Genomic DNA, 25,438 nt, shown 5'->3' with positions numbered 1-25,438 from the left:
AATTCGCAAAAACTAAAGCCAAAAGCGCGGGTCTAATTAAAACGGCACATCACTATCATCATCCGGCGCCGTATTCATATTGCTGCCGAATGCCTCATTCGCGCTTGGCAAATGTTTGGTCGTAAACGGATTGTCCTCGTGGTTCATCTTCAATGGCAAATCGTCGTAGCTGCCGCCAAAATCCTCGAGGTTGTCGAACTTACCCAGACTGCCTATGAATTTAAGACGCACGTTCTCGAGCCCACCGTTACGGTGCTTGGCGATGATGAATTCGGCCTGGCCCGCGGTTGGCGTTTGTTCGTCGTCGTCCCATTCGTCGATCTTGTAGTATTCGGGACGGTAGATGAACGACACGATATCGGCATCCTGCTCGATCGCCCCCGATTCACGAAGGTCGGACAGCAAAGGTCGCTTACTCGATCCACGGGTTTCGACGGCACGCGACAACTGTGACAGCGCGATGACCGGGACGTTGAGTTCTTTGGCGAGTGCCTTGAGGTTTCGCGAAATCGTAGAGATTTCCTGTTCACGGTTGCCGCCGCCTTTGCCGTTGCTGCCGCCGGCGGTCATCAACTGGAGGTAATCGACAATAATCAGTTTGATGCCATGCTGCGACGACAAACGACGTGCCTTGGCACGAAGGTCAAAGATGGAAAGCGAAGGCGTATCATCGATAAACAAAGGCGCCTTTTCGAGGTTTTTGACCTTGATCGACAATTGTTCCCATTCGTGCTTTTCAAGTTTTCCCGTTCTGAGTTTTTCAGACGACAATCCCGTTTCCGAAGAAATGAGACGCGTAATGAGCTGTACCGACGACATCTCGAGCGAGAACACCGCCACGGGATGCCCAAAATCGATTGCGATGTTCCTGGCCATCGACAAGACAAAAGCCGTCTTACCCATACCCGGACGGGCCGCGATGATGATCAAATCCGAAGGCTGCCAACCCGAAGTGACATCGTCGAGTTTGGTAAAACCGGTTGCCACACCCGAAAGTCCTTCTTTTCCGGCGATTTCCTCGATTCGTTTTTTGGCCTGGATCACCAAACTTTGCGCGGTTTCGGACGAACGTTTGATGTTGCCCTGCGTGACTTCGTACAGTTTCGATTCGGCTTTGTCGAGCAAATCGAACACGTCGGTGGTTTCGTCGTAGGATTCCTCGATGATTTCCGACGAGATTTTGATCAGTGAACGTTGGATGTATTTCTGCAAAATAATGCGCGAGTGGAATTCGATGTGCGCCGAAGACGAAATCTTCTGCGTGAGCTGGATCAGGTAAAAATCGCCACCCGCGAGTTCGAGTTTCGCGTTCTTTTTGAGCTGGGCCGAAACCGTCAACAAATCGATCGGTTGCGTGTCTGTGAATAACTGCACAATCGCTTCGAAAATGTACTTGTGCGCGTCCTTGTAAAACGCGTCTGGTTGCAAAATATCAATCACCTCATCGACCCCTTTTTTGTCGATCATCATCGCACCGAGTACCGCCTCCTCAAGTTCGAGCACCTGCGGCGGGAGCTTGCCTTTTTCGAGGTTGATGATCGTCGTTTTATCGACGCGAAGTGGGTTGATATTTTTGAAATTTTCCATGAAGCGAAAATAGGCTAATTTTTAAAAAACGAATTTTATAGTTATTACTACAACGTGTTGATAAATCGCGATATTTTGTTGATATCGCAAAAAAAATCCGAAACGGTAAGGCTTCGGATTCAATTGCTTTGAGAATAAGGCTTATTCTTTGTATTCGCCCATTTTGCTGTATTTATCCATCCTTTTGTTGACCAATTCGGTTGTTGATAAATCTTTGAGCTCGTTGTAATTCTTGAGGATGTATTCTTCGACGGTTTTGAAAGCCGTTTCGCGGTCGTAGTGCGCACCGCCCAATGGTTCCGGGATCACATCGTCTACGAGTTTTTGTTTTTTCATGTCTTCGGAAGTCAGCTTCAGCGCCTCGGCAGCCTGCTCTTTGTACTCCCAGCTTTTCCACAAGATCGAAGAACAAGATTCAGGAGAGATTACCGAATACCAAGTGTTTTCCATCATCAGTACGCGGTCGCCCACGCCAATTCCGAGCGCTCCACCCGATGCTCCTTCGCCCACGATCACACAAATGATCGGCACTTTGAGGATGCACATTTCGTAGATGTTTCTCGCAATCGCTTCCCCTTGGCCGCGTTCTTCGGCCTCGAGACCCGGATAAGCACCCGGCGTGTCGATAAATGTCACGACAGGCACACCGAATTTCTCGGCCATTTTCATCAGACGCAAAGCCTTACGGTAACCGTCCGGATTCGCCATCCCGAAGTTGCGGTACTGGCGTGTTTTGGTGTTGTAACCCTTTTGTTGGCCGACAATCATAAACGACTGCCCGCCGATTTTACCGAGTCCGCCGATCATCGCCTTGTCATCCTTAAAGTTGCGGTCGCCGAACAATTCCAGGAACGTATCGCCACAAAGTGCACGAACGTGGTCCATCGTATATGGACGGTTCGGATGACGCGACAATTGTACGCGCTGCCAAGCCGTGAGGTTCTTGTATATTTTTTTCTTGGTTTCTTCTAGTTTTTTCTCGATTTGTTTGCAGGTGGTAGAGACGTCTACGTTCGATTCCTGTCCGATAATCTGGCATTTATCAAGCTGGTCTTCCAGCTCTTTTATAGGAAGCTCAAAATCTAAATATTCCATAGGATTTGTGCGTTAAATTTGAAATTGGAAAGGCAAAGATAACGTAAATTTTTTATTGCAAAATTTTATTTGGGAGCTATTTCCCGCTTTTCGTTTCAATCTTTTTACTCCGTTGCACTGCGTAAAAAGGATTTCCACTGCAATCGGGGCTATGCTGCCGCAAGCCTACTTTTGTCTGGCAACAAAAGTAGCAAAAATGCCCGGCGCGCGATCATTCGGCGACCTGCTAATTTTCAAGGCCGAAATTGAAAGAACTCGCATGGAAGAAAATACCTGAAGCCCACTGGGCTTCCTCCTCTTAATATCAAATGCTCAGACAGCTTTCAATTTTTGCGGCCTTTTCAAATTGCAGGTGCCCGCCCGCCATGATCAAAGCGCGCTGCCTCACGAAGAACATTTTTGGTAAGTGAAAAACTATTCTTCGCTTGGAGTGATAAATCGTAAAATTTCCGAAAAACATTCTTAGAAGGATTTTCGGCGCTTTGCAAAAAAGCCGACCCGAGCCGCAGGCGAACTGGCGAAGCAAAATACAAATATAACTTTCCTGATTGGCGCGGCATACGCCAGATGAGTGTTAAAAAATCAAATGAGTGCGCGTTAAGAGCCAGGCGCTGCTTGAGCCGCAGGCGAGTTTGGCTGGCTTAGCAAACGAATTGGATTTTTAGCGAAGATGGCGTGCCGCTCCGCCTTTTTGCAATCCCGACGCTTCGGGACGGCGAGGCAAAAGTTGAAATAGCCCCGATAGCAGCGAAAATCCTTTTCAAAACTCGCACAGCGAAGTTTTGAAAAGATTGCAGCGAATAGCGGGATAAAGCTCCTAATGCTGAACCGCCTTTTTACGATAATAATTTTTAACCACACCGTTAGCGATTACCGTCGTCAAAATAATCCCCGACACAATATAAAACGGCACACTCATTTTCTCACTGTCGCCAATGATTAGGTAGGCCAGGAAAATGCCATAAACCGGTTCGAGGTTCGTCGTGAGCATGACCGTGTAAGGCGACAGTTTCTTCATCACATTGACCGAAGCGGTGAACGCATAGGCCGTGCAAACCGAAGATAAAATAACGAGCAGTATCCAATCGTTGCCCGACAAATCGAAGAATTCGGGCGAAAAACGGCCATCGTACAAAAGGTACAGCGACACAAAAAAGAAACCCGAGAAAAACTCATACAAGCTGATGACCGTCGAATCGTGTTGTTGGATCAGCTTGCCGTTGAAGATGGTAAACATCACGCCCATGAACACCGAAAACAGCGCGCAGATCATGCCTTCGAGGTATTTGATCTCGACGTTCATGATCAGGCACAAACACGCAATGATGATCAATCCGAACAGAATTTCATACCACAGCATCTTGCGTTTGTAGAAAATGGGCTCGAGGATTGAGGCGAAAAAGGCGCCCGTCGAAAACATCGCCAGCGTGACCGAAACGTTCGACACATCGATGGCGCGGAAAAAGAAAATCCAGTGGATCGCAATGAGCAACCCCACCAAAACCAAATTGCGCATCGACCGCAACGGCAGTGCAAAAGATTTTTTGGTAAGCAACAAATAAGCGAGCAGGAAAACCGCCGCGAGCAGCATGCGGTACCACACCAGCGAGGCATCACGGATGGTGATGAGTTCGCCCAAAACCGCCGTAAAACCCCAGATGAAAACGATCAGGTGGAGATTGAGGTAGCTTTTGAGGTTGTTATCGTTTCGCATTTCTGAGCAAATAGACGGCCAGTATGCCGAAGACGAAGTTTGGAATCCAAACGGCAACAATTGGCGGGATACTCGACTTCTCGGCCATTACGCCAAAAATCTTGTCGAAGAAGACAAACGTAAACGCGAGCAAAATCCCGATCGCGAGGTTCATTCCCATTCCGCCGCGGCGTTTCATCGATGACACCGCTACGGCAATGATCGTCAGGATAAAAGCCGAAACCGGGATGCTGTATTTCTTGTACAACACTACGAGATAAGTATTGATATTGCCGTTGCCGCGTTTGCGTTCCTTGGCAATGAAATCGTTGAGTTCGCCCAGCGTCAGGGTTTCGGCGATGTAGACCACCGGTGTCAAATCGTCGAGTTCGAACGTAAAAACGGTGTCTTTCTTTTCGCCGCGCTCCACTTTGTCATCGAGCGGACCGACGGTTCTCTTGGTGTAATTGTAAATCGTGTAGGTGCTGTCTTTCGGATTGAACTTGATGCGGCTCGCGTTGATCTTGGTCTTGAGCTGCTGGCCCTCGAAACGCTCGAGCGAAAAGTTGAACGCCATCTTCGAAAAGCGTGTTGAAGTTGCTCACATAAATAAACTCGTTGTCGTTGATCTGGCGGAACACGTTGTAATTCTCGCGCATTTCTTCCCTACCGTTGCCCTTGAGGTACATGTAGCGGAAGTTGTTGAACCCCTCGCTGGCCTTGGGTACGATAAAGAAACCCATCAACAACGCAAAAACCGAAACGATCGTCGCCCCAATAATATAAGGCCGCAAGAAGCGTGTAAACGAAATCCCCGAACTCAGGATCGCAATGACCTCGGTGTTGTTGGCGAGTTTCGACGTAAACCAGATCACCGAAAGGAACAGGAAAATCGGGAACAGCAAATTCGCGAAATAAATCGTAAAATGCAGGTAATAAAGCGAAATATCCCAAAAAGGCACCTTGTTCTCGATCATCTTGTTGACCTTCTCGGACACGTCGATGACAATCCCGATCGGGATAAACAACAACAACATCACCACGAAAGTGGCGAGGTAGCGTTTGAGGATGTAGCGGTCAATGATTGAAAGCACGTTGCACGTTGAATCGTTGAATCGTTGAATCGTTGAATCGATTTGTTGGTTACGTATCGGTTAAACGATTAAACGGTTAAACAGTTAAACAATTTTATCGTTGTTAATCGGTTAATCGGTTAATCGTTGAATCGATTAAACAAATCAACGGTTAAACGATTAAACAAACTATAATCGTTGGTCCATTTGCTTGACCATTCTGTTTTTCCATTCGCGGAAATCTCCCGCTAAGATATGTTTTCTGGCCTCACGAACCAACCACATGTAAAAACCGAGGTTGTGGATCGTCGCGATCTGCTTGCCCAGGTATTCATTGGCGGCAAACAAATGGCGTAGGTACGCCTTCGAATATTCGCGGTCGACAAAGGTGTGTCCCATCTCGTCGAGCGGCGAAAAATCGGCTTCCCATTTTTTATTTTTGATGTTGATTGTCCCGTTGGCGGTAAACAACATCCCGTTTCTGGCATTTCGTGTCGGCATCACGCAGTCGAACATGTCGATGCCGAGCGCGATGTTTTCGAGAATGTTCGCCGGAGTGCCCACGCCCATCAGGTAACGCGGTTTGTCCTCGGGCAAAATCGCCGTCACGACTTCGGTCATCGCGTACATTTCCTCGGCCGGTTCGCCTACCGACAAGCCGCCGATGGCATTGCCTTGTTGTTGTGTATTGGCGATGTATTCGGCCGATTGTTGGCGCAAATCCTTATAGGTCGAACCTTGTACGATCGGGAAAAAAGCCTGTTCGTAACCGTACTTGAACGGCAAGTTGTCGAGGTGCTTGATACAACGGTCGAGCCAGCGGTGCGTCATGTGCATCGAACGCGTCGCATAGCGGTAATCGCACGGATACGGCGTACATTCGTCGAACGCCATGATGATGTCGGCGCCGATGGTGCGCTGGATTTCCATCACATTCTCGGGCGTAAAGAAATGGTACGATCCGTCGATGTGCGATTTGAATTTAACGCCTTCTTCCTTGATTTTTCTATTGGCCGACAGCGAATACACCTGGTAGCCGCCCGAATCGGTCAAAATATTGCGGTCCCAGTTCATGAACTTGTGCAATCCGCCCGCCTTTTCCAAAATATCGGTTTGCGGACGCAGGTACAAATGGTAGGTATTGCCCAGAATGATGTCGGGATTGATTTCCTCTTTGAGTTCGCGCTGGTGCACGCCCTTGACCGAAGCCACCGTGCCCACAGGCATAAAAATCGGCGTTTCGATGACGCCGTGGTCGAGCGTGATTTTGCCCGCGCGCGCCTGCGTTTGCGGGTCTTTGTGTAATAAATCGAATTTCATGTTCATCGCTCCCGACTTTTCGGGATGGGACGGCAAAGATAATGCAATTAGACAATTAGAAAATTGAGATGATTAGAAAATTTAACATTCGTTCCGTTCGACCTGCTGTCTCGGGTGGGCGTGCCGGCGCCAGAACGATCCTTACTGATTTACATTTTCGGTGCGCCGTCGCGCTGTCCGCTGCAATATTTTGCTTTCGCTTCGCCAGCTCACGACCGCAAAATGATTTCCGCTTCCATCGCTCACGCGGACACCGCAGCCTCGATTTGGGGAAATTCACGATCGTGCGGCCGCGTGAAGGATGGCAGCAGCATCCTTTTTTGTTGGTCCAACAAAAAAGATAACGTATTTGAAATTAAAAGGAGGAAGCCCTGTGGGCTTCAGGTATAAATTCGCCATAAGAAAATAATAGCTCCCTTGTATTGTATTCACGGGTTTGCGTGAGCGATAGAGGCAGGCACCGTGTGCAGCCGATAGCGCGACCCGCAGGGGCACGCCCCAATTTTTAAAAATATTTCTGTATGTTTGCCGCAAACAAACCCGATGCTTTTCAATTCCTCCGATTTTGCGATATTCCTGCCAATCGTTTTTGTGCTGTACTGGTTTGTGGCGCGCAACAACCTGAGGTTCCAGAATATTTTGCTGCTCGTGGCGAGCTATTTCTTTTACAGTTGCTGGGATTGGCGCTTCCTGTTCCTTTTGGTTTTTTCGACCGGGCTCGATTATTTCACCGGAATCAAGATGGCCGAGGCCAAAACGCAACCGATGAAAAAGTTTTGGTTTTGGCTCAGCGTGGGCATCAACCTGTCGTTCCTCGGGGTTTTCAAATACTACAATTTCTTTGCGGAATCGTTTGCCGCCTCGGTCGCGCATTTGGGCTGGGTCGTGCATCCGACGGCGCTCAATGTGATTTTGCCGGTCGGGATTTCGTTTTACACTTTCCACGGCTTGTCGTATGTGATCGACATTTACAAGGACCGCATCAGACCCGAGAAAGATTTTGTCGATTATGCGGTTTTCGTGAGCTTTTTCCCGTTGCTCGTGGCCGGACCGATCGAAAGGGCGACGCATTTGTTGCCGCAAATCCAGAGCAAACGCGTGTTCGATTACCAGGCTTCGGTGGATGGTTTGCGCCAGATCCTATGGGGTTTGTTCAAGAAAATCGTGATCGCCGACCAGTGCGCGCGTTACGCCAACGGCATTTTCGACCACCATACCGATTATTCGGGAGCCGACCACGTGCTGGGCGCGCTCTTTTTTACGTTGCAGATTTATGGCGATTTTTCGGGTTATTCGGATATTGCGCTCGGGACGGCGCGGCTTTTCGGCATTGAACTCTTGCGCAATTTTGCGTTCCCGTATTTCTCGCGCGACATCGCCGAGTTCTGGCGCCGCTGGCACATTTCGCTCTCGACCTGGTTCCGCGATTATTTGTACATCCCGCTCGGCGGCAGCAAGGGCGGCAACTGGATGCGCATCCGCAATACCTTTATTATTTTTATCGTGAGCGGTTTTTGGCATGGCGCGAACTGGACGTTCATTATTTGGGGATTCCTCAATGCGTTGTACATCATGCCGTCGATCTTGTTCCATACCAACCGCAACAACCTCGATATTGTGGCGCAGGGCAGGCATTTGCCGACCGTACGCGAATTGATTGCGATGCTCGTCACCTTTTCACTGACGGTACTGGCGTGGATTTTCTTCCGCGCGCCCAGCGTCGAATTTGCGTTTGATTACATCGGCGCGATTTTTTCCGAAAGTTTGTTTACCAAACCGATGATCAAGATGCAGTTGTACCTGCTCATTGTGTTTTTCATACTCGTCGAATGGTTCGGGCGCGAAAAGCCGTACGCCATCGCGCGTCTGGAATTGCATTTCCCCAAACCGCTGCGCATTGCGTTTTATTATGTGCTCGCGCTGGTTATTTTTTACTTCTCGCGCGGCGAAGAACAATTCATTTATTTCCAATTCTAAGCCATGAGAAAGTTCCTGATCAACGTCGTGTTGTTTGTAGTTCCGCTGCTGGTTTTGGTAGTCGGGATAGAGGTTTACCTGGGCAATTATCCGTCGGGGTTCCAGTGCAAGGCACAATACCTGAACCAACACCTCGACAAAATCGAGATTTTGGCCGTGGGCAGTTCGCACAGCCAGGACGGCATCAACCCCGAATTTTTCAGCAAGCACAATGCGGCGAATGTTTCGTTCAGCGGACAGGATTTGCGGCTCGACCAAAAGTTGCTCGAATTGCAGGTGCCGCGTTTGCCGAACCTCAAATATGTGTTGCTTGAACTCGGTTACCATTCGCTCGACATCATGCACCGCGGCGATTATGACAAGAACACGCTGTATTTGCGGTTTTACGGCATCAATAACTTTGACCGACGTGCCAAATTGGGCGATTACTCGATTTTCCTGTCGAGCCCGCAGTTTTATCTGGGCTTCCTGAACCCGAACCACAAAAGGCTAGAAATCAACGAATATGGCTTTGAGACCGGGCTTTCGGACGACCCGAACCACAACCGTTTCAAGGACATGGAATATAATGAGGCGACCATCGACAAGGACCGAGAGAACATCCTGATCCAGCGACACCGCGAACGTTATCCCGAAGCCGAGAAGGAAAACCTGGTTATTTTTGAACAGATGGTCGATTATTGTGTCGCGCACAAACTCCAGCCGATCATCAACATCCCGCCGGTTTACCAGACATATTACGAGGAGATGGTGCCCGATAAAAAAAAGACACGCGACGATTTGATCCAGAAACTCCGCAAAAAATACCCGCAGCTCATTGTTTTCGACTACGAGCACATCCCTGATTTCAAGGTGACCGATTTTTACAACGAGGACCATTTGAACCCGATCGGGGCCAAAAAATTTAGCTTAATGCTCGACGAAGCGATTCAAAAACTGTAAACGATTTTCGTTTTCCGGTTTCGGCGGCGTAGGCCAACGGCAAATGTCCGATGAAAGTTTCCAATCTTTTCTGCAACCCACTGGATTTTAGTATATTTGGCTGGTATGGGAGCCAACACCTTTAATTTCAATATCTACAACAGCATCATTCTGGCGGGTATCATCCAGGGATTGGTGTTCGGCGCGGTGGTGGTGTTCTCCAAAAAATACCGGCAAACCAGCACGCTTTTGCTTGCGGCGCTTATCGTTTTGTTTTCGCTCAACAACCTGCAATACTACCTGACTTCTACTTGGCTCATCAAGGCAAGTTGGTCTTATACGCATTTGTGGACGCCGGGCCAATTGTTTATGGGGCCGTTGCTGTATTTTTATGGACTCAAAGTATTGCATCCCGAAAAACCGATTGCCCAAACCACGATTGTTGGGTTGTCGGCTCCTTTTGTTCTTGGGCTGATTGCCGTCAATTGGTTCAAATTCTTTGTCGATTACAGGCAAAACCAATACACGTATCTTTTGCTCGAAGCCATCATCGAATTTGCGAGTATCATCCTCACGACGCTATTGGTCGGCCGGTTGCTCTGGATGACGCGCAAGGCCGAATTGGAGGCGGTATTCGAAAGCACCAAGGTATTGCCCAAACTGCAATGGTTCCGCAACACGCTGATCGCCTTTTTCATCCTGTGCTTCATTTGGCTGTATGTCACGATTTTGATGGTGGCTGACGATGCGCCCCAAAGCATCTGGTACACCATCTGGATTGCGCTCTCGGTCATGATTTACTGGATTGGACACATCGGGATTTACAAATACGGCATCGAGGAAGAACGCAAGAAAATCCGTCATTTCTCGATCGAGCACAAAACCTTGTACCAACCAGAGAAACGCAAAAATGAACACATCGCCGCTTTGGAAAAACTGCTGGTCGATGAGAAGCGTTTCCTCGATGCAACGCTGACCCTCGATAAGATCGCCGATGAACTGCGTTTGAGCAAAAGTCACCTCTCGCGCATCATCAATACCGAGCTGCAGATGGGCTTCCCGGATTACCTCAATGCGTTGCGCGTGGAGGAAGCCAAATCCTATTTGACCAATCCGGAGTTTGCCAATTACACCTTGCTCGCCATCGGGCTTGAGGCGGGTTTCAATTCGAAAACGACCTTCAATACCACCTTCAAGAAAGCCACTTCGCTTACCCCATCGGAATACCGGAAATCGGCCACGAAATAAGTGCGTTCGCGGCTGTCATAATCTGCCCTGTATTTGTCGGAATTTCACCCTTTGGGTCGTGGACAACCCAGCTAACTTTGCGGAACAACGTCAAAAAAATACAACAACTTAAAAAAATCTTTCCTATGAATACACCTCATCAAAAAATCGCTCCTTTTTTGTGGTTTGAAAACCAGGCCGAGGAAGCCGTCAACTTTTATGTTTCGACCTTCACGGATGCCAAAATCATCAGCACGACCCGTTACGGCAAGGAAGGCCCGGGACCCGACGACGCCGTCATGGTCATGAACTTTGAACTGTTCGGGCAGGAATTCGTGGCGCTCAACGGCAATACGCAGAGCAAATTCAACGATTCGGTTTCGTTTTACGTCAAATGCGAGACCCAACAGGAAATCGACACCTATTGGAACGCCATCGAAAAAGAAGGGCAACCGCTCGCCTGCGGCTGGATTAGAGACAAATACGGCGTCGCCTGGCAAATCACCCCGCCGATGCTGCCCGAAATGTTGCAAGACAAAGACAAGCAAAAAGCCGGTCGAGTGATGCAGGCGATGATGCAGATGATCAAGATCGACATCCAGAAACTCCAGGACGCTTACGACGGAAAATAATTCGACGAGAAACCACAAACCAATCCCTGCTTTTGCGGGGATTTTTATTTGAATCGTTACAAAATTGTTTACATTTATCCCCAATTAAAATGCTCATTTTGAACGCAGAACCCAAATACAAGGACGTCAAATTCTTTTTGATTTTTATTGCCTTCGCGAGCGCGTTCAATTATTACCTGTCGTACGAAAACATCCGCTTAAATGGTTACCTCGCCCTGACCTATACCTTGGATACGCTGCAAGGCTGGGCGGCCTGGTGGGCCATGCGCAGCATCGTGATTTACCTCGACCGCACGATGCCGTATGAGCAAAACCTCATCAAACGCATCACCGTGCAGTTTCTCGTGACGACTTTTGTGGGCATGCTGATTATCACGGCGCTGACCGAAATCTGTGCCTTTATCATTAAGGGCCGATCGGCGACGCTGTCCTTTTACACCTTCGACCTGTTCATCGTATTCATTTGGTTTATGGTCATGAACGGCATCTACATCGGGATGCATTTTTACCACCAATGGAACGCATCGGAAACCAGCCGACACGAAGACAAAAAACTCAAGGCGACCGGCTTTTATGTCAAACAGGGCAAACAGGATTTGCAGTTGCCTTTTGAAGAAATCCTCGGTTTTTATTCCGAGGAAGGATTTACCTATGTGCAGACCACAAGCGAGCGTACTTTTTTGTCCGACCGTTCGATGGACAAAGTCGAACAACTGATTCCCGCCGAATTGTTTTTCCGGCTCAACCGCAAGTACATCCTGCACCGCAATGCCGTGATCGGCTTCAAGCGCGTGGGCGACGGCAAGCTCGAAATCAATACGCGCGCCGCCGGAAACATCCCCGATTGGATTCCCGTGAGCCGGTTGCGCGCCGTGCCGTTCAAACGTTGGTTCCAGCTCGAGGAAAATTAGGCTGCATTTCGTCTGGAAATTTGCTACACTTCATGGTTTCTGCCCGAAAAAACCGAATGGGATTGGGGTTTGCGTTGTTTCTTTGCTTCGAGTTTCATCACCATCACAATCAAAAAATCAGAAAAATGAAATCGATTTTTACCCCCATTTTGTTACTTACCGCCATCTTGGTTTTGGCACAATCGGCTAAAAAACCCCATTTGGGCGTCGACCTCAACCCGAATTATTCCAAGGCGGCCAAACTTGACTCCATCCTCAAAAGTTTTGCACCAAACATTTTGCCCGGTGCCACCATCGCGCTGTATTCCGAAAAAGAAGGCTGGTGGGCCACGAGTGCGGGCTATGCCGATGTCAAAAACAAAACCCCGATGCGCAACGACCACCTGCAATACCTGCAAAGCGTTTCGAAAATGCACATGGCCGTCGCAATTTTGCAGTTGCGCGAGCAGGGCAAGATCGACCTCGACCAACCCATGACGAAATACTTGCCAAAGCAGTACAGCCGGTACATCACCGACGCCGACCAAATTACGGTACGCATGCTGCTCAACCATACTTCGGGTATTCCCGAATACAATGAAAATCCAGAATTCCTGTCGGAGGTGCTGCTGCATCCGCTCAAAAATTTCACGGCGGAAGAAGCACTCAGTGGAATTGAAAATCTGCCTTTGCAATGGAAACCTGGGTCGAAATACCGCTACGTCAACACCAATTACATGCTGCTGGCACTCATCGGCGATGCGGTCACGGGCGACCATGCGCAATACATCCGCGAGCACATTTTCAAACCGCTCGGGCTACAGAACAGCCATTACGGCAATGGTTCCGATTACCTCAAGGGATTGCACCTGCCGCGCTCCTACTGGGATGTCTTCAACGCGGGTCTGCCGATTGACGTGACGCCTTTCCAGCAAATGACCGTGGTGTGTTCCAAAGGCGATGACGGAATCGTGTCTACGCCGGTCGATGCGGTGTTGTTTCTCAAAGCGCTGTTCGAAGGCCGACTGCTCAAACCCGAATCGTTCAACGAAATGATGCGGTTCGTCAAGGATGAAAAGGGGCGCGACCGTTATGGCATGGGCATGATCGCCTTCGACATCAACGGCACGCCGGCTTACGGACATGGCGGCGGCGGTGTGGGTGCGGGCTGCGGATTGGTCTATATCCCAAGCAGAAAAGTGTATGCGTTTTATGCGATCAATCTGGCGGTATTTCCCAATGGCGAATTGCCGAACAAGGCTGGCGAGATGAAAAATGCGATAGAGCAGGTTTTGATGAAGTAAGTCCCAGGCTTGAGCAGAAAAGTAATATCTTCGCCAAACCAACCTACTGATTATGAAAAAACTATTCCTTTTCCTATTGTTCCTAACCACCGCCACACAGGCGCAGCAACTGCAATCGATCACCTACCAAAATTGGGAAAATGCCCATTGGCAGGATTGGTTCAAACAGGAAATCACTTATGATGCCGAAGGTTTTGCCGTGCAGCATTTGTACAAAGTCTGGGATGAAGCGACACTGGCGTGGCTGTCGAGTTCGCAAACCCTGATGACCAACAATGCCTCGGGATTGCCCACGGTGCTCATCAGCCAAAGCTGGATGGCCGAAACAAACAGTTGGGAAAATGCCTCGCGTTTCACTTACACCTACAACGAACAAAACCAAACGGCCTCGCTGAACTTCGAAACCTGGCAGGACGGCAATTGGCTGCCCAACTGGCGCGATAGTTATACTCACGACGCCAACCATTTCCTGACGGAACTGTTCACCCAAGTCTGGAATACCGATCTGTTGCTTTGGGAAAACAGCACCAAAGTCACGTACACCAATGACGCCAACGGCAATCAGTTACAGTCCGTCAATGAGCAGTGGAACCAAAACGCCTGGGTCAATTCGCAGAAAGTAACATCGACTTTCAATGGCCTGAACCAACAGACCACTGCGCTGACGCAGAACTGGAATGGATCGGTTTGGGAGAATGCGGGCCGCAGCCAATACACTTACGACGCCAATCAACTCATCGGCTCGCTGTTCCAGAACTGGCAAGCCGATGTCAATAACTGGATCGACAACAACCGCGGCCAATACACCTACAATCCCGACGACACCATGGCGCAATACATCATCCAAATGTGGCAGAACAACCAGTGGGTCAATTTCCAGAAGGCGATTTACACCTATAATCCGCTTGGGGTCGCCGAAAATCCTTTGGCTGAAATCGGCTTCTTCCCCAACCCGGTGCACGATCATCTTTATTTTGTAGGTCTCGATGGACAAACAGTGAACAATCTCCGGGTAATCGATTTACAAGGACGAATGATTCCGATCCACGCCAACCAACAAACCATCGATGTAAGCGGTTTGCCAACCGGAGTCTATTTGCTGCAATTCGAACGCAACGGCCAAACGGTTTCCCAAAAGCTCTTAAAAAATTAGATCATTCGATCTTAACCGGCAGCTTGTTCTCGTCGATCGCGACAAACGTAAAATCGCCACTGACGGCTTTCTCACGCCCGTCGCAGTACATCTGCTCGATGTAAATATCGACCTTGACCTTGAGGCTGGTATGGCCCAGATAGCTCACTTTGCCCACCAATTCGATGATGGTTCCGGCCGGAATCGCCTTTTTGAAGTCGATGCGGTCGCTGCTCACGGTGACCATCTTTTGACGGCTGTAGCGCGTGGCGGTAATAAAGGCCACCTCGTCCATCAATTGCATGGCCGTTCCGCCGAACAAGGTGTCGTAATGGTTGGTCGTACTCGGAAACACGGCCTTGAAAATGCGCGTTTCGGATTGTTGGATTCTTTCTTCCCTGGTCATATTAATTTTTTAAGAACCGGATGATTTGCTGATGGTTTGAATCGATTCGGATTAGGTAAACACCAGCCGATAAAGTTGAAATATCAATTTGTTTGTCAACCGAAACGATCAGCAATTTTCCACTGCTGTCAAAAATCGATGCAGTGAACTGTTCGATACTTTCGATACAAATAAAGTGGGTTGCCGGATTCGGATAAACACGAAAATATTGTCCACTAAAGTCATCAATACCCAATGCCTGCTGATGAATCACGCCCACGGCCTGCAGATCAAAACCGCCCGAGGTAAACGGCGTCGGAAACGAATCGTTGACCGCGTTGCCAAAACTGTCAAACCCTGCATAGGCTGGATCAATCGACCCGACCACGTCTATCAGTTTCACATGGGTAATGTGCTGTTTGTCGAGCAGTGGATCATCGGGCAATTCTGAAAGGTCGAATGGCGTGCCGAAACTCCCTTCGTATTTTCCGGCGAGATTGTTCAGGTATTGCGGCAATGGCGAGGCAAAAGTCCCCAATTGCGTATCGGTTTGCGTCTGGCTGTGGCTCGGGAACCGAAAAAAATGTTCCCCATCGGAACTGACTTCGACAAAAGCCAATTCGAGATAAGTCGCCGAACCATTTTCAAACACGGCAAAATCGAAACCATCCCCGTCGACAATCGGCGAGGCAAAAGTAAGCACCGCCGTACCGCCATCGCCCAAGCTTACGGTATTGCCATCGGGAAAACCAATGGCAAATTCGGGTTGGCCGGCAGAAGCGAATGAACTTCCGCCTGCGGTAAAATCGGGATTCGAACTATTGACATGACCGCGAGTGACCGAAACACCCGTTGCCCAAGCGACGAAACTTGAACTGTTGGCCGCAATGGCCGTAGCGCCCGGAAGACCTGCGGCGGGTGGATAATCCTGCGCATAAACCATGGCCAGTCCTCCAAAAAATACGGCTAAAAACCGCATCACTTCACAAGCAATTTTTGGGTGTGTGTGGTTTCCTTATCGCTGATGCGGATCATGTAAATGCCCGACGGGAGATTCGAGACATCGATTCCGGTTTCAGTATAGGTTTTCTGGAACACCCTTCTGCCCGAATAATCATAAACGGCCACAGTCGGGTTTTGGTTCGTATGCAAGAAGAAACGGTCGGTGGCCGGATTTGGATAAAGTGCGATGGAAGTCGATGCGAACTGGTCGACGGCCAAATTGCTTTCGGCTTTGTAGAAACTATTCGGAATGACCCCCACCGTGTATGCGTTGAGCAATCCGCCCGCAGGGGTATAAACATAAGCCGTTCCGGGCGATACATAATCGGCGGCATCGGCCACGAAAAGTTGGTTGTCGATCAAATCCATTCCGTAAATGCCGTACGTGCCTTGCGGTTCGAGTGTGATGATTTCGGTATAATCCAGCGGTGTTGCAATCGGTGCTTTGTAGACTTCGGCGTCGGCGGTGAAATACAGATCGGTTTCGTCCATCTGCAAATTGGCCGTGTTCAAACCGGTAAATGTATCGGTAGAAATTACCGAATGGTCGGCCAGATCGACTTTAACCAAAGAACCGTCGGTTGGTGTGGGCGCCCAGAACGGTTTGCCACCGCACAGTACATACAGCAAGTTGTCTTTTACGATCATGCGGTTGGGCACATCGCCTACAGTAATCGTCGTTTCGACCGCATCGGTCTCTGGATTGATGACCGAAATCGTATTGCCGAAACCATAACCGCCCTGGTGCGCGACATACAATTTGCCATTCGGGTTGATGATGCGCTCGACGCCTTCGGGCAATGGAATCGTTCCTGTGATGGTATTGGTTTGCAGATCGAGAATCGCGACATAATCGTCATTCGGGTCGGTGCCGCTGCCCCAATTGGTGATGTAGCCCTTGCCGTTGGCGAAGGCCATGTAGCGCGGATTTTCCAAGCCTGCGCTTACGGTGGCTACATATTCGAATGTATTTTTCTTGATGACTTTTACGGTGTTTGAAATGTTGAGCACGATGTAAATGTAATCGCCTTCGAAATTCATGCTTTGCGCCGTATCGCCGAGCGGTCCTTCGTTTGGGTTGACCGACGCAAAAATGCCGTTGCTGATCGAGGTCGTTTCGGGAACGATAAATGAAACCGAAGCGTTGTTGCTGCCCGCACCGCCTTCATTGAGCACGAAAACGCCATTGGTAAAAGGTTGTGAAAATGCGGCGCATGAAGCCAGTAAAAGAAAAGCAAGCAGTGTGTTTTTGATGGTGTAGTTCTTTCTCATCTTATCAAGTTTTAATTAAAAATTAAGGGCTAAGATGAGTATGCATTGATCCGCCGAACCCTAAGGCCCGACGATTAAAAGACAAAACCCGATCCTTTACCCGAGGATACAAAATTTGAAACGGTAAAGGCAGGTCTCCTGGCTCGCGTCTTGTTGTCGGGCCTTCCCATCGCAAGCGACAGTGGCATGAGGATGACAACAAGCTTTTTAGCTTACAGTTGCGGGAACAGCTTAGGCTTATTTATTTTAGATTTTACCTAATTCCCTTTTAATGCATTCCAACATCGGAACGCAACCTTTAGCGGCGCAAATATACGCCAATAAATGGTTTGATGAAGCTTTTTGCAAAAACATTGAACACAATTTGAAAACGCCCGTTTTTCTTAACAAGTATTCAAAACTTTCGCTTGCCGCGCCGCAAATAAAAAATTACTTTTGCAGCAGTTTAATTTTCATACCAAAAATGGCTCGAACGCAGCGACTGCATTTGACCTTTAAAAAACAATAGCAATTACTAAATGAAACGTAACACACAACAATTAAACAGCTTAGCCATTCAGGTGCGCCGCGACATCCTGCGCATGGTACATGCCGTGAATTCAGGACATCCGGGCGGTTCTTTGGGCTGTACCGAATTTTTCGTCGCCCTGTACCAAAATTTGATGGACCGCAAGGAAGGTTTTGATATGGACGGTATCGGCGAGGATATTTTCTTCCTGTCGAACGGACACATCTCGCCGGTTTTTTACAGCGTATTGGCCAGAAGCGGTTATTTTCCGGTTTCGGAACTCGCGACTTTCCGTCACATCGATTCGCGTCTGCAAGGCCACCCGACTACCCATGAAGGATTGCCGGGTGTTCGCGTAGCTTCGGGTTCGCTCGGACAAGGTTTGTCGGTAGCCATCGGTGCCGCACAAGCGAAGAAACTCAACAACGACAGCCACCTCGTTTACAGCCTCCACGGTGACGGCGAATTGCAGGAAGGACAGAATTGGGAAGCCATCATGTATGCCTCGGCCAAGAAAGTCGACAATCTGATTGCGACGGTCGACCTCAACGGCAAACAGATCGACGGTTCTACCGACGAAGTATTGGCGATGGGCAACGTCAAGGCCAAATTCGAGGCGTTTGATTGGGACGTGATCGAAATCGAGAAAGGCAACGATATTGAAGCAATCATCGCTGGAATGCTAGACGCCAAATCGCGCACCGGAAAAGGAAAACCCGTTTGCGTCTTGTTGCACACCGAAATGGGCAACGGCGTCGATTACATGATGTACAGCCATGCATGGCACGGAAAAGCGCCAAACGACGCACAGTTGGAAGCCGCCCTGTCACAAAACTACTGCGCCGACGAATCTGATTATTAATACCGAAACACAACAATGAAAAAATACGAAAATACAGGAAGTAAGGATACGCGTTCGGGCTTTGGCGCCGGACTCACCGAACTCGGGCAAAAGAACGAAAATGTCGTGGCGCTTTGTGCCGACCTCATCGGTTCTTTGAAAATGGACGACTTCAAGAAAAACCATCCGGAGCGTTTTTTCCAGATCGGGATCGCCGAGGCGAACATGATCGGGATTGCGGCCGGACTCACCATCGGTGGAAAAATCCCGTTTACGGGAACCTTCGCGAACTTTTCTACGGGAAGGGTTTACGACCAGATCCGTCAGTCGGTGGCTTATTCTGATAAAAATGTCAAGATTTGCGCTTCGCACGCCGGATTGACCTTGGGCGAGGACGGTGCGACCCACCAAATTTTGGAAGACATCGGACTCATGAAAATGTTGCCCGGAATGACCGTCATCAACACCTGCGATTACAACCAGACCAAAGCCGCAACGATTGCGATTGCCGAGCACCACGGTCCGGTTTATCTGCGTTTTGGAAGACCAGTTGTGCCTAATTTTATGCCAGCCGACCAACCGTTTGAAATCGGGAAAGCGATTGTACTCAACGAAGGTTCGGATGTCACCATCATCGCGACCGGCCATTTGGTCTGGGAGGCGTTACAGGCCGCCGAAGCATTGGAAGCCAAAGGCATCTCAGCCGAAGTCATCAACATCCACACGATCAAGCCGCTCGACGAGGAAGCCATCTTGAAGTCCTTGTCAAAAACCAAATGCGTCGTGACGGCCGAGGAACACAACATTCTGGGCGGGCTTGGCGAAAGCGTTTCAAGGGTTTTGGCCTTGAACCATCCGAGACCACAGGAATTCGTGGCCGTTCAGGACAGTTTTGGCGAAAGCGGAACACCGGAGCAATTGATGGACAAATACAAACTCAACAGTGCTGCGATCATCGAAGCGGCCGAGAAAGTGATGAAAAGGAAATAATCCGATTTGGTTATAAATAAAAAATCCCGTTTCGATTGAAACGGGATTTTTTTATGTTATTGGTTTTCCTTGGTACAGAAATAATCGAGGTGTCTTTTGAGGCGGCCTGTTGTCGACTGATCCCCGGAACAATCTGGAATCTGATCGAATTCGTACAAATCACCGGCTTCATTTCTGGAGATTTCACGACGGGTAGGACGTCCGTCCCCATCGTCATCGGAGTCGAGGTAATTGGGAATGCCATCGCCATCGGTATCGTCGTCGTGGAAATAGCCATCGCCATCGATGTCTTCATCATTGGAAAGGATACCGTCACCGTCCTCATCGGCTTCCTTGACCTCATACAATTTGAACTTGAACATGAGCTGCGCATAGGCCGGAATGTTCGTCGTCGAATAATTATAGTAGGCCAATCCCGGCGGGAGAAACATTACCCCGGCGCCAAAATTCTCATAGGCAAGCGGCTCGCCCGGATCGTTGTTGATCAGTGTTCCTGCCTTGAACAACGGCAGTATTTCCCTCCAGCCTCTTACCAGACGGCTCAACCACATATAACTGGATGGAATCTGGACGCTTTCGACCGAATTGAACAAAACGTCTTGGTCTTCAAATTTGAGATAACCCACTTCATAAGGCGCCAATATTTGATCGACCCTTGAAGGACTCGCGCCTACACCCACACGTTGCTTGATGTAATAAATGGTGTATTCTACCCCATGCTCCTCTACATTTACCTTGACCGAGTCGAGCAACGCGCTGTTCCAGATGGCCTCCTGGGTACCGCCTGCGGGGATCTTTTCCAACACGATGTCCTGGTCGTTTACCGATCCCGGTTCATCGATGATTTCTTTGATATAATGGGTCTTGAGATAAGTTTGGATGACTTGCATGTCATAACCGTACTGGTCGGCGTAGGGACGCGGTGTGAAGATGAGTTCCTTGTCGTCTGATTTATTGCAAGAAAATAAAATGGACAGCGTTATTAGCGCAATAAAATAAAACTTAAATTTGTTCATTATACCTTATTTTTTAGGTGCGCAAGATACAATATTGATTTATTTTTGTAAACAATTTAACGCTGAATTTAGAAATAAGCATGAGAGTTGACAAGTACCTATGGTGCGTCCGGTATTACAAGACCCGAAACATGGTGACAGAGGCTTGCAAGAAAAACCAGATCACGGTGAACGGGCAGGTGGCCAAGCCATCCAAAGAGGTGTTCCCTACCGATACCATTACCTTCCGCAAGGAACAGATTACCCATACGGTAACTGTGCTGGACATTCCGCCGAACCGCGTGGGCGCCAAACTCGTAGACATCTACCGCAAGGACGAAACCCCACCCGAGGCATTCGCCCACCTCGAAATGCTGCGGCTCTCGAAAGAGCATTACCGAAAGACCGGGGACGGCCGTCCGACCAAGAAAGACCGGCGCGACCTCGAAGATTACGAAATCGGGAACGATTTCTTTTTCGATGAAGATTAAACAACAACACAATTATTGATATGAGCCAGAACATCATCCTGACCCATCAGGAAATCGAGCACAAAATCAAGCGCATCGCTTACCAGATTTACGAAACTTTTGTCGAGGAAGACACGATTGTGATCGCCGGGATAGCCAACAACGGTTATCTGCTGGCCGAAAAACTCGCCCAACAATTAAAGGAAATTTCAACCATTAAGGTATCGCTTTGCGCTGTCAATATCAACAAACTCGAACCGGGTTCGGCCATCACGACTTCGCTTGTACAAGCCGATTATGAGAACAAAGGATTGGTTTTGGTGGACGATGTGCTCAATTCCGGGACCACCTTGATCTATGGCGTCAAACACTTCCTCGATGTGCCGCTCAAGAAATTCAAGACTGCCGTATTGGTCGACCGCAACCACAAAAAATATCCTGTCAAAGCAGACTTCAAAGGCATTTCGCTGAGCACTTCGCTACAGGAACACGTTCAGGTGGTCTTTGACAAAAAAGGCGATTACGCGTACCTAAACTAGTATTTTTTCAATCTCCGAAACGACTTGTGCTGGCGTTTTGCCATCGGTTGTCACCGTATGCGTGGCCTGCAGGTAATAATAACTGCGTTCGAACAGGCTGATGGCGATGAATTCCTTCATGGTTTCATCCGCCATGTGGGCAATGAGCGGACGTTGTTGCTTTTGGGGAAGCAATCTGTGGTACAATTGGTCGATCGAGGTCTTGAGGTACACCGAGACCACGTTTTCACCTTTGAGCAATTCATGGTTATTCGCATAACAAGGCGTACCACCGCCGAGGCTCAACACAAAACTTTGGTCATTCTGCATCAGTTGCTGGAACAATGCATGCTCGAGTTTGCGGAATTTGATCTCGCCCTGCTTTTCAAAGATGTCACTGATGGTGGCTTGTTCTTTTTCTTCGATCATTTGGTCGAGATCCACCCACGGCAGTGCTGTTTTTTGGGAAAGCAACTGGGCGACAACCGACTTTCCAGCCCCCATATAACCCAGCAAAATTATTTTTTTCATGCAATAAATCCTTATATACTAAGGCATTAACGTTGAATATTAAAAAAAGGCAAATTTAAAGTAAAATTGGTTTGAAAAATAAATAATAACCTCTTATATTTGCACCCGCAATTAAGCCGCAAGGCGCATCACTGAACTCCTTTGAAAATAGAAGCCAGTGAAGTATTGAAGGAATGACATTTGACTCGATAGCTCAGTTGGTAGAGCACAACACTTTTAATGTTGGGGTCCTGGGTTCGAGCCCCAGTCGGGTCACAAAATTGCATTCATTCCTTTAAAACTAAGACTCGATAGCTCAGTTGGTAGAGCACAACACTTTTAATGTTGGGGTCCTGGGTTCGAGCCCCAGTCGGGTCACAAATCAAACGCAAGTTTGATCGTTCTTATCGGCGATGTGGAGAAATTGGTAGACTCGCCATCTTGAGGGGGTGGTGCTGCAAGGCGTATGGGTTCGAATCCCATCATCGTCACGGATAAATAAAAACAAGCCTAAAAATATAAAGCTCGCTTTAATATTTTTAGGCTGTTTTATTTTCAAACCGGAGGTTTGGAGGATGTGCGCAGCAAATCCCATCATCGTCACATTTGAAATTAAAAGGAGGACAGCCAGTGGCTGTCAGGTACTTTTTAAAAGCTAAGCGGATTTTATATCCGCTTTTTTTATTTCCTTGAATTAGACACAAAGCTCGCTTTAATACTTTTGGACTTTTTCATTTTCAAAGCGCTAGCTTTGGGATCACCGCAGGTAATCCCTCATAATAGAACCGATTACTCGCTTTAATATTTTTAAGCTGTTGATTTCCAAACCAAACCCCAAAAATTCTCACAAACCCCAAAAAACTGTAAATATTTTCGGACTTTCCATTTCAAAAACCCTAAATTCGCGCGCCGATACAATCATACCCAAAACTGACCATTCTATGTTCCTTAAAACTTCCAAAGTACTGTCTTTATTCGTTCTTTTTGCATGCACCATATTGACCGCCTGCTCCGAAGACGACAACCCACAAGGGCAACCAGCCCCAATGCAAAACTGCAAAGTAACGAGTGTACACTACTCCACCTTATTTTACGACGACCTTGTCTTCCATGGCAAAGCCGATCTTTCTTACAATGGAGTTATTGCTTTTGAATACGATCCCTACAACCGCATTTACAAAGTCAAATCGGGTTTATTCCGTCTGCCGCCTGGCGGGGATTTTGACGGTTGGTTTTTGCGCGAAGGAATCCAGGATTTCATTACGTATTCGGGCAATACGGTCACGGTCAAACATTCCGCCAACTATACTACACGGCCCTACGATAAAGTATTCACCATCGAAAACGGACAATTGTTGAACCGCACGACCACCAATGTCCACAATTATCCGGCTTTTACTTATCATTTTACCTACGAATACAACGGCAATCAGATCACCGAGAAAAGAGATGGCAATGTTTACCGCGTCTTTACAATAGAAAACGGCAATTTGGTCAAAACGGAGCGTCTGCTTTACGGCATCGATGGCATCAGCGGAAAAGAAGAATATGTGTTCTCCAATTACGACAGCAGTCCCAATCTGCTCAAGGGGAAATATTACATCAATGGCTCACTTTTAAAGGCTTTTTCCGAAAACAATTACCGAAAAGTGGACCGTTACACCTATACCTACAACAACGGCACCTTTGAGCCACAACAGCACAGCGGCTACAGTTTGGATTTCGGTTATGACCAGCAAGGCTTCGCTGATCTATTCGGAAAAGACTGCCCTTAATACTTCTCATAAAAAAAACGCCCGGCTCTAATCAGACCGGGCGTTTCCATTATAAAGAGAACTTGTTATGATTTCAAGAATTTAGCCGACACCGTTTCGTTTTCGCCAACGATGCGCAGCACATACTGTCCCGAGGCCAAATCCGATACCTCAATGGCATCGGTAGCGAGTGTTCCCATTTGGACCGACCTGCCCGACAAATCGTAAATCGCATACGTATTTCCGCTGTATTTGTCGTTTCCAACACGCAGTACATCCGAGGCTGGAACCGGATACAAACCAATTGACTGGTTATCAAACGAAACATTACTCAAATTCGCCGGTTGCCACATCATCCGCAATCCCAAAACCGGCTTGATGCTTTGGAACAATCCGCAAAAATCGGCCATGGACGTACCAGGCTGGGTCTGCGACCAATCGGTAGTGGTTTGGCGTACATTGAAATCGGTATCGGAAGTTTTCATCCCGACTTCGGCCCCGAGCGCAAAATTCGGATTGAGCGTAAAACCGCCATAAGCCAATTCGACACTGTTGCTGGTTTCGTGCAGACGGATCTGGAAACTCATGTCGGCCGGGCCTTGCGGATCGAAAAGCGCATCGATATTGGTCGTGTTGGCCCATTCGACGACAAAGATACGGTTGGGCGCCGTGCCATAATAGCCCGAACGCACTTTGGTCGCATTGTTGTCGAGTGGATGCAAATCGAAACCGATGGCCGAAATGATTCCTTCTACCGAAATGTCCTGTGAATTCATCATCGGATTGATCAACACCACGGCCTCGTCGGCATTAACGCCAAACCATACAAAACCGTTTTCACCGATACCGATCGATTGGTGGTCGGTGTTTCCGAGCTTGAACGTAAAAGGCAAATTGACCCGCTGCGGTGTAATGAGGTCGTCTTCGACACTGTGGTCTACCACCGTAGCACCGGGAACCGTAGCCAATGGCTGGTAAGTCAGCGGTGCGCTGAAGAAATTGTAATCGCTGACCTGTGCCTGCGTGGCCAGCGTCGAAAGGAATAAGGAAAAAAGCGTAAGTTTTTTTAACATCTGATTGTTTTTTTAATGATTAATGATGGTGTGAAGTGATTAGATTCCCTGCAAAAATAAGGCGCAATCGGCGGCGATGTCTTTGCGACGTAATGAAAGGCGCATTTGGTGTCTTCAATGCCCAATTCTCACCGATGAAAGCAAATCGGCTGCAACCAAAACCGCCATCAAAACCCACTTTCATGACAATCAAAACGGCTTTTGTTCCCTGTTTCGAACCAATTTATATGGACAGCTATAGCTAACGCACTGATTATTTCTGTTTTATT

The 25,438-nt window shown here is 48.4% G+C and carries 23 protein-coding genes, 3 tRNA genes, 1 pseudogene and 1 riboswitch; of the genes and pseudogenes, 16 read left to right on the top strand and 11 right to left on the bottom strand.

The genetic code is table 11. The features are described from left to right. Window positions 1-36 precede the first annotated feature (36 nt). The 5 genes and pseudogenes from dnaB to tgt all read right to left on the bottom strand — a co-directional run bounded on the left by dnaB (window position 37) and on the right by tgt (window position 6,768). Window positions 37-1,587, bottom strand: a complete 1,551-nt coding sequence (gene dnaB, locus QM717_RS05115; protein WP_415035494.1) for a replicative DNA helicase — start codon at window positions 1,585-1,587, stop codon at window positions 37-39. 141 nt (window positions 1,588-1,728) lie between these two features. Further along, a complete protein-coding gene (locus tag QM717_RS05110; protein ID WP_415035492.1) occupies window positions 1,729-2,682 on the bottom strand; it encodes an acetyl-CoA carboxylase carboxyltransferase subunit alpha in 954 nt (317 codons plus the stop codon). 817 nt (window positions 2,683-3,499) lie between these two features. Beyond that, window positions 3,500-4,396, bottom strand: coding sequence for a DMT family transporter (locus tag QM717_RS05105; RefSeq protein WP_415035490.1), 897 nt, complete (start codon window positions 4,394-4,396; stop codon window positions 3,500-3,502). Next, window positions 4,383-5,469: pseudogene (locus QM717_RS05100) on the bottom strand (LptF/LptG family permease). The gene QM717_RS05105 and the pseudogene QM717_RS05100 overlap by 14 nt, the downstream one beginning before the upstream one ends. 168 nt (window positions 5,470-5,637) lie before the next feature. Beyond that, window positions 5,638-6,768, bottom strand: coding sequence for a tRNA guanosine(34) transglycosylase Tgt (gene tgt, locus QM717_RS05095; protein WP_415036014.1), 1,131 nt, complete (start codon window positions 6,766-6,768; stop codon window positions 5,638-5,640). 543 nt (window positions 6,769-7,311) lie between these two features. On the opposite strand from tgt, the gene QM717_RS05090 reads away from it, so the two are divergent. The 7 genes from QM717_RS05090 to QM717_RS05060 all read left to right on the top strand — a co-directional run bounded on the left by QM717_RS05090 (window position 7,312) and on the right by QM717_RS05060 (window position 14,872). Continuing rightward, the gene (locus tag QM717_RS05090) at window positions 7,312-8,745 is read left to right on the top strand and encodes an MBOAT family O-acyltransferase (RefSeq protein WP_415035488.1); all 1,434 of its coding nucleotides are present in this window, start codon (window positions 7,312-7,314) and stop codon (window positions 8,743-8,745) included. Window positions 8,746-8,748: 3 nt separating this feature from the next. Next, window positions 8,749-9,687 (top strand): hypothetical protein, encoded by a 939-nt coding sequence (locus QM717_RS05085; protein WP_415035486.1) that lies wholly within the window; start codon window positions 8,749-8,751, stop codon window positions 9,685-9,687. A 105-nt stretch (window positions 9,688-9,792) separates the two neighbouring features. After that, window positions 9,793-10,914 (top strand): helix-turn-helix domain-containing protein, encoded by a 1,122-nt coding sequence (locus QM717_RS05080; RefSeq protein ID WP_415035484.1) that lies wholly within the window; start codon window positions 9,793-9,795, stop codon window positions 10,912-10,914. A gap of 125 nt (window positions 10,915-11,039) precedes the next feature. Continuing rightward, the gene (locus tag QM717_RS05075) at window positions 11,040-11,525 is read left to right on the top strand and encodes a VOC family protein (RefSeq protein WP_415035482.1); all 486 of its coding nucleotides are present in this window, start codon (window positions 11,040-11,042) and stop codon (window positions 11,523-11,525) included. Window positions 11,526-11,623: 98 nt separating this feature from the next. Further along, a complete protein-coding gene (locus QM717_RS05070) occupies window positions 11,624-12,436 on the top strand; it encodes a LytR/AlgR family response regulator transcription factor (protein WP_415035480.1) in 813 nt (270 codons plus the stop codon). Window positions 12,437-12,561: 125 nt separating this feature from the next. Then, window positions 12,562-13,719, top strand: a complete 1,158-nt coding sequence (locus QM717_RS05065) for a serine hydrolase domain-containing protein (protein WP_415035478.1) — start codon at window positions 12,562-12,564, stop codon at window positions 13,717-13,719. Window positions 13,720-13,771: 52 nt separating this feature from the next. After that, on the top strand, window positions 13,772-14,872 hold the full coding sequence (locus tag QM717_RS05060) for a T9SS type A sorting domain-containing protein (protein ID WP_415035476.1): 1,101 nt from the start codon (window positions 13,772-13,774) through the stop codon (window positions 14,870-14,872). A 1-nt stretch (window position 14,873) separates the two neighbouring features. Here QM717_RS05060 and QM717_RS05055 read toward each other — a convergent pair whose 3' ends face one another. From QM717_RS05055 to QM717_RS05045, 3 genes are read right to left on the bottom strand one after another with little or no spacing between them, the layout of a single operon-like run. After that, window positions 14,874-15,257, bottom strand: a complete 384-nt coding sequence (locus tag QM717_RS05055) for an acyl-CoA thioesterase (protein ID WP_415035474.1) — start codon at window positions 15,255-15,257, stop codon at window positions 14,874-14,876. A gap of 1 nt (window position 15,258) precedes the next feature. Beyond that, on the bottom strand, window positions 15,259-16,215 hold the full coding sequence (locus QM717_RS05050; RefSeq protein WP_415036012.1) for a T9SS type A sorting domain-containing protein: 957 nt from the start codon (window positions 16,213-16,215) through the stop codon (window positions 15,259-15,261). Next, a complete protein-coding gene (locus QM717_RS05045; protein WP_415035472.1) occupies window positions 16,215-17,510 on the bottom strand; it encodes a DUF5074 domain-containing protein in 1,296 nt (431 codons plus the stop codon). Before QM717_RS05045 ends, QM717_RS05050 begins: the two co-directional genes overlap by 1 nt. Before the next feature lie 110 nt (window positions 17,511-17,620). Beyond that, a riboswitch (cobalamin riboswitch) is annotated at window positions 17,621-17,825 on the bottom strand. Here QM717_RS05045 and QM717_RS05040 point away from each other — a divergent pair. The 3 genes from QM717_RS05040 to QM717_RS05030 all read left to right on the top strand — a co-directional run bounded on the left by QM717_RS05040 (window position 17,782) and on the right by QM717_RS05030 (window position 19,849). Further along, a complete protein-coding gene (locus QM717_RS05040) occupies window positions 17,782-18,018 on the top strand; it encodes a hypothetical protein (RefSeq protein ID WP_415035470.1) in 237 nt (78 codons plus the stop codon). It overlaps the preceding riboswitch by 44 nt. 10 nt (window positions 18,019-18,028) lie before the next feature. Next, a complete protein-coding gene (locus tag QM717_RS05035; RefSeq protein ID WP_415035468.1) occupies window positions 18,029-18,880 on the top strand; it encodes a transketolase in 852 nt (283 codons plus the stop codon). A 15-nt stretch (window positions 18,881-18,895) separates the two neighbouring features. Then, a complete protein-coding gene (locus QM717_RS05030; protein ID WP_415035466.1) occupies window positions 18,896-19,849 on the top strand; it encodes a transketolase family protein in 954 nt (317 codons plus the stop codon). Between the two features lie 56 nt (window positions 19,850-19,905). Here the strand turns inward: QM717_RS05030 and QM717_RS05025 are convergent, their stop codons facing one another. Continuing rightward, window positions 19,906-20,865 carry an FKBP-type peptidyl-prolyl cis-trans isomerase gene (locus QM717_RS05025; protein ID WP_415035464.1) on the bottom strand — a complete coding sequence of 320 codons (960 nt, stop codon included), beginning with the start codon at window positions 20,863-20,865 and terminating at the stop codon, window positions 19,906-19,908. An 80-nt stretch (window positions 20,866-20,945) separates the two neighbouring features. Between QM717_RS05025 and QM717_RS05020 the strand changes: the two genes are divergently transcribed. Together QM717_RS05020 and QM717_RS05015 are read left to right on the top strand one after the other, a co-directional pair. Then, window positions 20,946-21,335 (top strand): RNA-binding S4 domain-containing protein, encoded by a 390-nt coding sequence (locus QM717_RS05020; protein WP_415035462.1) that lies wholly within the window; start codon window positions 20,946-20,948, stop codon window positions 21,333-21,335. A gap of 20 nt (window positions 21,336-21,355) precedes the next feature. After that, on the top strand, window positions 21,356-21,853 hold the full coding sequence (locus tag QM717_RS05015) for a phosphoribosyltransferase family protein (protein WP_415035460.1): 498 nt from the start codon (window positions 21,356-21,358) through the stop codon (window positions 21,851-21,853). Here the strand turns inward: QM717_RS05015 and QM717_RS05010 are convergent. Beyond that, window positions 21,845-22,363 carry a shikimate kinase gene (locus tag QM717_RS05010; protein WP_415035458.1) on the bottom strand — a complete coding sequence of 173 codons (519 nt, stop codon included), beginning with the start codon at window positions 22,361-22,363 and terminating at the stop codon, window positions 21,845-21,847. The genes QM717_RS05015 and QM717_RS05010 overlap by 9 nt on opposite strands. Window positions 22,364-22,545: 182 nt before the next feature. On the opposite strand from QM717_RS05010, the gene QM717_RS05005 reads away from it, so the two are divergent. The 4 genes from QM717_RS05005 (at window position 22,546) to QM717_RS04990 (ending at window position 24,117) form a co-directional block, all read left to right on the top strand. Beyond that, window positions 22,546-22,618: transfer RNA gene (locus QM717_RS05005), tRNA-Lys, on the top strand. A gap of 29 nt (window positions 22,619-22,647) precedes the next feature. Next, window positions 22,648-22,720, top strand: a tRNA-Lys gene (locus tag QM717_RS05000). Window positions 22,721-22,751: 31 nt separating this feature from the next. After that, window positions 22,752-22,833, top strand: a tRNA-Leu gene (locus QM717_RS04995). Between the two features lie 555 nt (window positions 22,834-23,388). Continuing rightward, on the top strand, window positions 23,389-24,117 hold the full coding sequence (locus QM717_RS04990; protein ID WP_415035456.1) for a hypothetical protein: 729 nt from the start codon (window positions 23,389-23,391) through the stop codon (window positions 24,115-24,117). A 65-nt stretch (window positions 24,118-24,182) separates the two neighbouring features. Here the strand turns inward: QM717_RS04990 and QM717_RS04985 are convergent, their stop codons facing one another. Continuing rightward, entirely contained in the window at window positions 24,183-25,169 is a 987-nt protein-coding gene (locus QM717_RS04985) for a T9SS type A sorting domain-containing protein (protein ID WP_415035454.1), read from the bottom strand. Window positions 25,170-25,438: the final 269 nt, after the last annotated feature.

This window comes from Flavobacterium sp. (genome assembly GCF_047602195.1).
Classification (GTDB): domain Bacteria; phylum Bacteroidota; class Bacteroidia; order Flavobacteriales; family Flavobacteriaceae; genus Flavobacterium.
Note: the sequence above shows the minus strand (reverse complement) of the source record. Positions and strands in the feature narration are given on the sequence as shown.